7 protein-coding genes and 1 pseudogene are annotated in these 9,012 nt (G+C 67.5%); 6 read left to right on the top strand and 2 right to left on the bottom strand.

Features of this window, described 5'->3' with window-relative positions; translation table 11 throughout:
* The 4 genes from C8K38_RS26600 to C8K38_RS26585 form a co-directional block, all read left to right on the top strand.
* A partial coding sequence (locus tag C8K38_RS26600) for an Ig-like domain repeat protein (protein WP_143548543.1) occupies positions 1 to 456 on the top strand: 456 nt, incomplete at its 5' end.
* Positions 457 to 607: 151 nt separating this feature from the next.
* Positions 608 to 2,341 carry an Ig-like domain repeat protein gene (locus tag C8K38_RS26595; RefSeq protein ID WP_143548542.1) on the top strand — a complete coding sequence of 578 codons (1,734 nt, stop codon included), beginning with the start codon at positions 608 to 610 and terminating at the stop codon, positions 2,339 to 2,341.
* A gap of 149 nt (positions 2,342 to 2,490) precedes the next feature.
* Entirely contained in the window at positions 2,491 to 3,984 is a 1,494-nt protein-coding gene (locus tag C8K38_RS26590) for a glycoside hydrolase family 5 protein (RefSeq protein ID WP_097214427.1), read from the top strand.
* A gap of 23 nt (positions 3,985 to 4,007) precedes the next feature.
* Positions 4,008 to 5,948, top strand: coding sequence for a hypothetical protein (locus tag C8K38_RS26585; protein WP_218841001.1), 1,941 nt, complete (start codon positions 4,008 to 4,010; stop codon positions 5,946 to 5,948).
* 45 nt (positions 5,949 to 5,993) lie between these two features.
* On the opposite strand, the gene C8K38_RS27955 is transcribed toward C8K38_RS26585, so the two are convergent.
* Together C8K38_RS27955 and C8K38_RS27950 are read right to left on the bottom strand one after the other, a co-directional pair.
* Complete coding sequence (locus C8K38_RS27955) at positions 5,994 to 6,386, bottom strand: helix-turn-helix transcriptional regulator (protein WP_257017860.1); 393 nt, start codon at positions 6,384 to 6,386, stop codon at positions 5,994 to 5,996.
* 84 nt (positions 6,387 to 6,470) lie between these two features.
* Positions 6,471 to 6,892 (bottom strand): annotated as a pseudogene (locus C8K38_RS27950) (AraC family transcriptional regulator ligand-binding domain-containing protein); the annotation flags it as partial.
* 352 nt (positions 6,893 to 7,244) lie between these two features.
* Between C8K38_RS27950 and C8K38_RS26570 the strand changes: the two are divergent.
* Both C8K38_RS26570 and C8K38_RS26565 read left to right on the top strand, forming a co-directional pair.
* Positions 7,245 to 8,597, top strand: coding sequence for an MFS transporter (locus C8K38_RS26570; RefSeq protein WP_257017859.1), 1,353 nt, complete (start codon positions 7,245 to 7,247; stop codon positions 8,595 to 8,597).
* Positions 8,598 to 8,695: 98 nt separating this feature from the next.
* A partial coding sequence (locus C8K38_RS26565) for an MspA family porin (RefSeq protein WP_179800728.1) occupies positions 8,696 to 9,012 on the top strand: 317 nt, incomplete at its 3' end.

Here is a 9,012-nt window from a genome sequence, read left to right as displayed (position 1 = left end):
GCGAACTGCCCCCGCGGCACCGCCCTGACCACCGGCATGGACTACGGCGGATCCCTCGGCAGCGGAAACTTCGGCGACAAGGGCCCGTCCATCACAGTCGGGACGAACCCGGGCACCACCGACTCGACCACTACGCTCAACCCGGTTGCCGGGGCCACCGTCGGCAAGGCCACCACCCTGACGGCGAAGGTCAACCCCGCCAACGCCGGCGGCACCGTCACCTTCAAGGACGGCGGCACCTTCATCGGCGCCGTCCAGGTCGGATCCGACGGCACCGCGACCACCGCATGGACCCCGGCGACCGCAGGCGAGCGGACCGTCACCGCCTACTACTCGGGCAAGGACACGGTCGACGCGTCGTCCGACCAGAAGGCGGTGACCGTCGCTCCCGCCGGCAGCACCGGCGGAACCGGCAGTCTCGGCTCGCTCCTCGGCGGCTTCGGCTCCAGCAAGTAACCACCACCGGGTCTTTCCCCGGCCTCGACGGCCGGGGAAAGACCCGGCAGTACCACAAGAGCCGAACACACGGCCCCAAACCCCACACCCCAACGCTGCGACCTTGATGTCGATGACGACGGTCGCACTTCCAGCGACCGAAGGAACACCCATGACATCGCGAGAGATCACACGCGCCGTGGCCGCAGGCGCGGCAGCAACAGTGGCCATGAGCGCATTCGCCCTCCTCGGCGCAGGCGTTGCCAGCGCTGCCCCCGGGTCGATCACCTGGAATAGCGGCAGCTCCCGCTACATCCGCGACATCAGCAACACCACCCCCGCCGTCGGCGACACCATCACCGTCAAAACGAGATTCGAACGCACCAGCTGGGTCGACGAGTACATCTACAACGTCAAAGACCGGCACCACTCCTGCCTGACCTACGTCCCCGGCTCCGCCAAAATGTCCGGCAGCAACGACTACCCCGTCGCCAACCCCGAGGTCAACGCCGACGAGGCCTACGTCCGCGCCTCCTGGGGCTCCACCGACTGGGTCGTCCGCAGCCGCCCCGGCTTCTGGGACGCCCCCACCTTCAGCGTCAGCTACAAAGTCGGTGCAAACTGCCCCCGCGGCACCGCCCTGACCACCGGCATGGACTACGGCGGATCGCTCGGCAGCGGCAGCTTCGGCACCCAGGGTCCATCGATCACCATCGGCAAGAGCAGCTCCACCACCACCCTCGCCGCCGTCACCGGCGCCCAGGCCGGCAAGGCGAGCACCCTGACCGCCACCGTCACCGGCGGCGCGGCGGGCGACACCATCGAATTCCGCGACGCCGCAACCCCGATCGGCACCGCCACCCTCGACGGCGCGGGCACCGCGACCCTCGCCTGGACCCCGACCACCGCCGGTGCACACAACCTCACGGCCCGCTTCCCCGACACGGCTTTCGCCACGGCCTCCGAGTCGTCGCCGATCACCGTGCAGGTCGCCGAGGCGTCCGTGCCGTCCACCATCGCCCTCGCACCGGTGACCAACGCACAGGTCGGCAAGGCGAGCACCATCACCGCCACCGTCACCCCGGCCGCAGCGGGCGGCACCGTCGAACTCCGCGACGGCGACACCTCACTCGCCACCCTGCCCGTCGGCAACGACGGCACCATCCATCACGAATGGACCCCCGCCGCCGGTGGCGCGCACAATCTCACCGCCACCTTCTCCGGCCGCGACGGCGTCACCGGCTCCACCACCACCGCACAGGTCACCGTCGCCGAGGCACCCGTGCCCTCCACCATCGCGATCGCACCGATCACCAACGCACAGGTCGGCAAGGCGAGCACCCTCACCGCCACCGTCACCCCGGCCGCAGCGGGCGGCACCGTCGAACTCCGCGACGGCGACACCTCACTCGCCACCCTGCCCGTCGGCGACAACGGCAAGATCGAGCACCAGTGGACCCCCACCGCGGCAGGCGGGCACACCCTCACCGCCACGTTCTCCGGCCGCGACGGCGTCACCGGCTCCACCACCACCGCACAGGTGACCGTTGCTGAGGCACCCGCCTCCAACACCGACTCGACTACCACGCTCAACCCGGTCAGCGGCGCCACAGTCGGCAAGGCCACCACGGTCACGGCGAAGGTCAACCCCGCCAACGCAGGCGGCACCGTCACGTTCAAGGAGGGCAGCACCGTCATCGGCACCGGCCAGGTCGGACCCGACGGAAGTGCCACTGTCACCTGGACTCCCGCCACCGCAGGCCAGCGCACCATCACCGCCGAGTACTCGGGTCACGGCACCGTGAACGCGTCGTCCGGCCAGCTGCCGGTGACCGTCGCGGCCGGCGGCGGAACTGGCGGAACGGGCGGCACCGGCAGCCTCGGCGGCTTCGGCTCCAGCAACTGACAACTGACAACTGACTGAAGGGTCTGTCCCCGGCCATCTCGGCCGGGGACAGACCCTTCGCTCAACCCGACCACAAGTACCTCGAATGAACCTACGATTCCGACCCATACGTGCTTACATGGACGTTCGTCCAGAAGGAGGGTGACAACGTGCGGTCCAGCCGAGTCCTTACCCGTATCGTCACGTTGATCCTCCTAGTTGCCGCCACCGCGGCACAGCAGGCGTCAGCGAATGCCACACCGGCGGACACCAACGGCTGGACACTGCCCCGGTTGACGGTGACCGACGGTGCGATCACCGATGTCACCGGGCGGACCGTCCTGCTGCGCGGGGCGAACGTCACCCAGCTCAACGATTACGCCCAGAACGACCCATCGCTCCCGGCCACCGCCCGCCTCGAACACGATGAGTTCGCCCGGATGGCGGCGCTCGGCATCAATGTCTCGCGGCTGACCATCGCGTGGTCGGCCCTCGAACCGACCCCCGGCGCCTTCGACACGAACTACGTGGCCAGGATCCGCGAGGCCGTGAAAGTTGCCAAGGCGCAGGGCATCTACACCGTGCTGGACATGCACCAGGACGCCTGGGGCAAGGCCGTGGGCACGCCTCCAGGCGAGGCCTGCCCGTCGCCGCTCGAGCGCGGCATCGGGTGGGACGGGGCCCCCGCCTGGGCCACCATCACCGACGGCTGGAGCACCTGCAACCTCGGCGGGATGCGGGAGAGCTCCCCCGCCGTGGCCAGGTCGTTCCAGAACTTCTACGACGACACCCAGGGGATCCAGGGTCACCTGGTCAACACCTGGGCGCGACTGGCCGCCGAATTCAAGGATGAACCGGCGGTCGTCGGCTACGACCTGCTCAACGAGCCCAATCCCGGCCTGCGGGAGCCCATCTCCGCCGCCGACCAGATCGGCCGGTTCTACCAACGCGCGATCGCGGCGATCCGACAGGCCGAGCAGGGTGGGTTCGCGCACCTGGTGTTCTTCGAGCCGAGCGCGGTCTGGTCCGCGCTGGGTGTCGACGCGCTGCCGCCGCCGCACTATCTCAATGATCCCCTCGTGGTGTTCGCGCCCCACCTCTACAGCGGCTCGATCAACGTCGACAACGACCTCCCCTCGATCGAGGACGGCTTCCGGCTGGCGCTCGACGCCGCCGCCAGGTATCGGGCACCGGTGTGGGCCGGTGAGTGGGCCTGGTTCGGCGACCCCGACGCCGACGTCGCGAAGGTCGATCGATTCGTCGACGCGATGAACGAGCACCGGATCGGCGGAGCCTGGTGGTCCTGGACCCAGGCCTGCGGCGACCCGCACTTCATCCACGACGGCAACACGGCCGACACCCACAAGACGATGGGCAATATGAACCTGATCGACTGCCCCTCGGGCCGATCCGCAGGCATGGAAGAGAGATTCGCCCGCCCGCTCTCGCGCGCCTACCCGCGGGCCGCCCCCGGCCACCTCACGGAGGTGACCACGACCGGGTTCGCCGGCACCGGCACCGGACGCCTCGAGGCCTGGTACCCCGGCACCGAACGCCCCGACCTCGACACCTCCGGAGCCTCCGATCTCGACCTGACCCAGATCGATGGCGGGTGGCGGCTGACCGGAACAACCGCCGGCACTTACCGAGTGGCCCAGCGTTGAGAAACGGTGACAGAAGTCTGACGGTGCTGGTCCAGTTGGCCGTGGCACTGTGCGCCGGAGCGGTGGCCGTGCCGGGGCCCGCCTCCGCAGCGGAGCCCGCGCCGCTCGCCTTCGTCAATCCGGGCTTTGAGCAGGACATGACCGGCTGGACGTTCACCGGCGGCACGGGCAACGGAACCAACCTGAAGCACAGCGGGGCCAAGAACGCGTACTTGGACGAGGGCACCGGATTCAGGATCAGCCAGACCGTCACGGTTCCCACCGACGGGATGTTCGACCTGTCGGCCTGGATCGCCACCGGGGCGCCCGAGGGCACCTTCTCCGCGACGGTCAACGGGGTGCCGGTCGCCTCGGTGACCTTCGGTTCTCAGCAGATCTTCGCTCGCTACACCCTTTCCAGGCTGTCTCTGCGCGCCGGAGACCGGGTCGAGATCGCCTTCGGCTCGTCACCGAACGGCTGGGTCAACATCGACGACATCACGGTGGCCCCGTCCGCCCCGAACGATCCGCGGATCGACTCGTCCGACGCCAGGCTCACCGAGATGTTCAACTGGGCCAAGGCCAAGGCCAACAGCTGGGTCCAGCAGCCGGGCCAGATCGGCGCGATCAACGCCGACGAGAACAACAGCTTCGGCACCTCCGCCGCGCCCTACGCGAACACCTACTGGGCCGGCTACCCGTACCGGTCGGGCTTCTACTCCCGCGACTTCGTCCACCAGTTGGCCGGCGCCCACCTGCTCGGTCTGGACGCCGCCAACAAGACGATGCTGAAGGCCTTCGCCGCCTCGGCCACCGCTGCAAACAAATACGATCCGGTCTGGTCGATCAACTTCGACGCCAAGACCTACCTGAGCGCCGACTACCGCGACCCCGGTTCCTACGTGCGGGAGCTGCCCGCCCCCTTCGAACTGGCCCAAAAACTCTATGAGGCCTACCGCCAGACCGGCGATACCGACTACCTGACCGACCCGACGCTGAGCGACTACGCCGGGAACACCGTCACCGAATTCGTCGAGCAGCACCCCGGCCCGCGGGGCCACGGCGACGTGAAGATCGCCCAGGCGACGAGCAGCGACATCTTCGCCGGTACCGCGAGCTACAACGAGGGCGGCTGGGACCATTTCGCCGAGGCCGGGGACGCCATCGGTTCCCAGTACCAGGCCTACCTGGCGGCGGCCGGGCTGGCTTCCGCCAAGGGCGACACCGCAGGCGCCCAGATCTTCACCGACGCCGCGCAGGCGCTGAAGAACTACTACAACACCACCTGGAGCATCGACCCCGCCAAACCCGGCGAGGTGGTGCGCGCCTATCAGACCTACGGCGGCCCGATCACCGGTTGGGGCAAGGAGAACAGCTGGTTCATGCCGCTCAAGGGCATCATGGAACCCGGTCAGCGCCGCGACTCTTACCTCTCCTTCATCGACTCCCAGGCCTCCGGCAGCGGCGCGCCCGCCAATGTCGAGGCCGAGACGTACCTGCCGGACACCTTCTTCGCCAACAACGCGGACGCCACCGCCTGGAAGTGGATGCAGAACGTCTACAACAAGATCGGCAATGTCCACACCACCGGCGAGCTCGTGAACGGCGACTACCCCGAAGTGGCCTTCACCCTGGTCAGCCAGACCGTCAATGGTCTGCTCGGCGTCCAACCCGACGCCCCGAACAGTGCCGTGACCACCACCTCCCACCTACCGGCCGACATCGGCTGGCTGGAGGTCGCCTCGATCCCACTGGGCAAGTCGACCTTCACCCTCCGCCACGACGCCCTGACCAAATCGGCCTTGACCAACACCGGGGCCACCCACCTCACCTGGACCGCACAGTTCCCCGGCGCGCACTCCGCGCTCACGGTGAACGGCGCAACCCAGAAGGCCGAGACCAAGGTCGTCGACGGCAGCACCGTCAGCTACGCCACCGTCACGGTCGCCCCCGACGCCACGAGCACCGTCGAGGTGTCCGCCTGAAACGCGCGGCCGAGCGCCGTGCGCCTGATTCGCACTGTTGAGCGCTTACCCTCCCGTTGGGAAGGCTTCGAGTTGTCGCGCAGCCCATTTCGTCGGACTCAGGCCGAAATGTTGACGAAACCACCGCGAGAATGCGCTCAGATCTGAGAATCCGAGTTCGCCTGCGATATCGGTGAGGTTCCTATCACCGCGCGTGATGTACCGGCGCGCGAGGTCTGCGCGCACCGAATCGACAACGGACGAGTAGCTTTCGCCCGCCTGGGACAGGTGTCGATGCAGGGTCCGCCTGTCCATTCCGAGACTGCGCGCGATACGGGCCGCAGTGCAGCTCCCGCCCGGCAGGAGGGCTTCGATGATGCCGCGGACTCGTCCGACGACGGAGGCATCCTCCGGCGGCGCGAGCAGATCCAGGTACTGCCGTGCATAGGGCTTGAACATCGGATCCGACAGCGGGTTGATTGAGTCCAGATCGCTCGAGTAGAACACGAGGCCGTTGAAGTCTTGTTCGAACGCGATGTCCGTCCCGAACGCGCGGTGGTGGACTTCGAGTGTTGGCGGTGCGTCGTGGACGAAGCACGTGGACAGTGGTCGCCAGTCCTCCGGGAGGAAGGCGCTGAGGATCCGGGCCAACGATGCGATGACCAGTTCGATGGACTGGCGACCGAGTGTCATCCCTGGCGCGGGCTCGATGTGCAGGGAGGCAAGTCCGTTCAATTCGACGAGCCGAATGCGAATCGCCTCGTTGTGTACCCGCATGTGGCGCAGATGAGCGCGATCGCGCTCCGGACGTCGGGCTCTTCCCTGGCGGCCAAACCCACGGCTCCGAGAATCGACACGCTCCGTCCGTCCGCCATCTTGACCGCGAAGTCCGCGCATGACGTTTCCCGAGCAGTGCGCTCCAACAGCTCATCGACTGCCTTTGCCGGAAGCCATGTGTTCGGCATGGCCAGGGCGGGCGGGTCGATGCCCACGGCACGCATGAGCGGATCGGGGTCCGAGCCGAAGGATTGGGTCAGCCCGATGTAGCCGGTCAGAGCCGAACTCCGCACCTTCAGCACCGTCATCGATCCCCTGTCCCAAACTGCCAAGGAATGCGTCCCAATAGGTCAAATGATCTTGACCCAACTCGCATAGTGTGACCCGAGTCACCGCAGTTGCCGAATCAGTCCGCACGGTCACTTTCGGTGGGCAATCCCTAGTTCGCAAAGCCCGGCAGGTCCTGACGCACGTCTGCGACCAGGCCAATCAGAGACGCGTCGCCCCAACGCGCCTCGAAGAACAGGAGCACGCATGACAATGGAGTCCCGAGCGCCCACGCCATCCCGAGAACCCGTCGGCGCGGCCGCCCACTCGAACGTCTTTCCGTGGGTGGTCTTCGCCCTGATCTTCGGTCTGATGATGTCGGACTACATGTCCCGCCAGGTTCTCAGCTCGGTCTTCCCTGTACTGAAATCCGAGTGGCACCTGTCGGACTCGCAGCTCGCAGCTCTGACCAGCGTCGTCGCCCTGATGGTCGGTGTGCTGGCACTGCCGATGTCGCTTCTGGCCGACCGTTGGGGTCGGGTCCGCAGCGTGGTCCTGATGGCCGTCATGTGGAGTGTCGCGACCGTCCTGTGCGCCGCGGCAGTCGATTACACGCAGCTACTCGGCGCACGATTCCTGCTCGGGTTCGGCGAGGCCGCCTACGCGAGCGTAGGAATGGCCGTCATGCTGGGCGTCTTCGCCCCACGCCTGCACGCCTCCCTCAGCGGCTCCATCCTCGGCGCAGCGTTCTTCGGCTCGGTCGTCGGTGTCGCACTCGGCGGCGTCCTCGCGGATCGACTCGGGTGGCGAGGGGCGTTCCTGATCATGGCGGCCTTCGGTCTGTGTCTGATCGTTCTGTTCCGGATCCTCGTCACCGAGCATCAACTGGCGCGCCACGCCACCGAGCAGCCGGCCTCCGGCACCCACGCTTCCGTGAGTGGACGCGCACCCATCTCAAGCCTGTTCACGAACGCCTCCCTGACGTGCGCCTATGTCGGTGCAGGACTGCAGTTTTTCGTCGCGGGCGTGCTCCTTGCCTGGCTCCCCAGCTACTTCAATCGCTACCACGACATGTCGGCCACCGACGCCGGCCTGGCGGCAGCGGTCTTCGTGCTCTTGATCGGCGCAGGAACTGTGCTCTGCGGCATCGCTGCCGACCGCATCGGACGCCGACGGCCCGAACAAAGGTGGAGCGCCGCGATCGCGTACGGCCTCATCGCGATGGTGTCCCTGATGATCGGTTTCCAACTCGCCAGCGGCCCGATCCAGCTGATGTTCCTCGGCCTCGGAGCCTTCTTCTGCTCCGGATTCTCCGGTGCCACAACGGCGGTCGTCGCCAGCCTGTCCCACCCGTCCATCCGGGCCTCGGCCTTCGGAGTGGGCACGCTCGCGAACAACGTCTTCGGACTGGCGCTGGGCCCGTTCGTCGTCGGGTTGCTATCGGACCGGCTGGGTCTACTCGGTGCGCTTCAGTGGGTTCCACTGGCGTCTGTCGTGTCGATCCTCGTCATGGGCCTCGGCATGAGGCTCTATCCCGCCGGTCTCCGCAAGCTTGCCTCATCGGAGTTGAGGAATCCCGACGAGGTCCCGGCGGCCCCGACCGACACGCTCGCGTCCCCGGCATAAATCCCACGCTCTCGGAGCCCGCCGTTGTCCGGAGCGTCGAGCCGGCTCGTTGGAACCATCCAGAACCCACACAAAATCCAGATCTGTAAAGGAAATCCATGAATACTCTCAACAAGAATCGGCGCCGTGGCGCCCGCATCGCAGGCATCGGCGCCGCGGCACTGGCGATCGGCCTGATGTCCACCGGCGCGGCCCACGCCGACACCTTCGTCCCGCTGCCCGACGGACAGAAGGCCGGGCCCGGAGCTGTCGTCTCCCGCACCGGCGAAAGTGCCCTGATCTCCCCATCACTCGCCGCGAACGGTGCCGGCCGCACCGCGTGGGTCTCCGGCACCGTCACCGCCGACGTCACCGGCATCACCAAGGAAGGCGAAGCCGGCCCGTTCAACGCAGCCGCCAACACCCCCGGCACCAA

Origin of the sequence: Rhodococcus sp. OK611 (assembly GCF_003050885.1) — a bacterium.
Taxonomy (GTDB): domain Bacteria; phylum Actinomycetota; class Actinomycetes; order Mycobacteriales; family Mycobacteriaceae; genus Rhodococcus_G; species Rhodococcus_G oryzae.
Note: the sequence above shows the minus strand (reverse complement) of the source record. Positions and strands in the feature narration are given on the sequence as shown.

Bases quoted from the DNA above. Each gene is read 5' to 3' on its own strand.
- C8K38_RS26595 (WP_143548542.1), top strand. From the start codon at position 608: ATGACATCGCGAGAGATCACACGCGCCGTGGCCGCAGGCGCGGCAGCA.
- C8K38_RS27955 (WP_257017860.1), bottom strand. From the start codon at position 6,386: ATGTTCAAGCCCTATGCACGGCAGTACCTGGATCTGCTCGCGCCGCCG.
- C8K38_RS26570 (WP_257017859.1), top strand. From the start codon at position 7,245: ATGGAGTCCCGAGCGCCCACGCCATCCCGAGAACCCGTCGGCGCGGCC.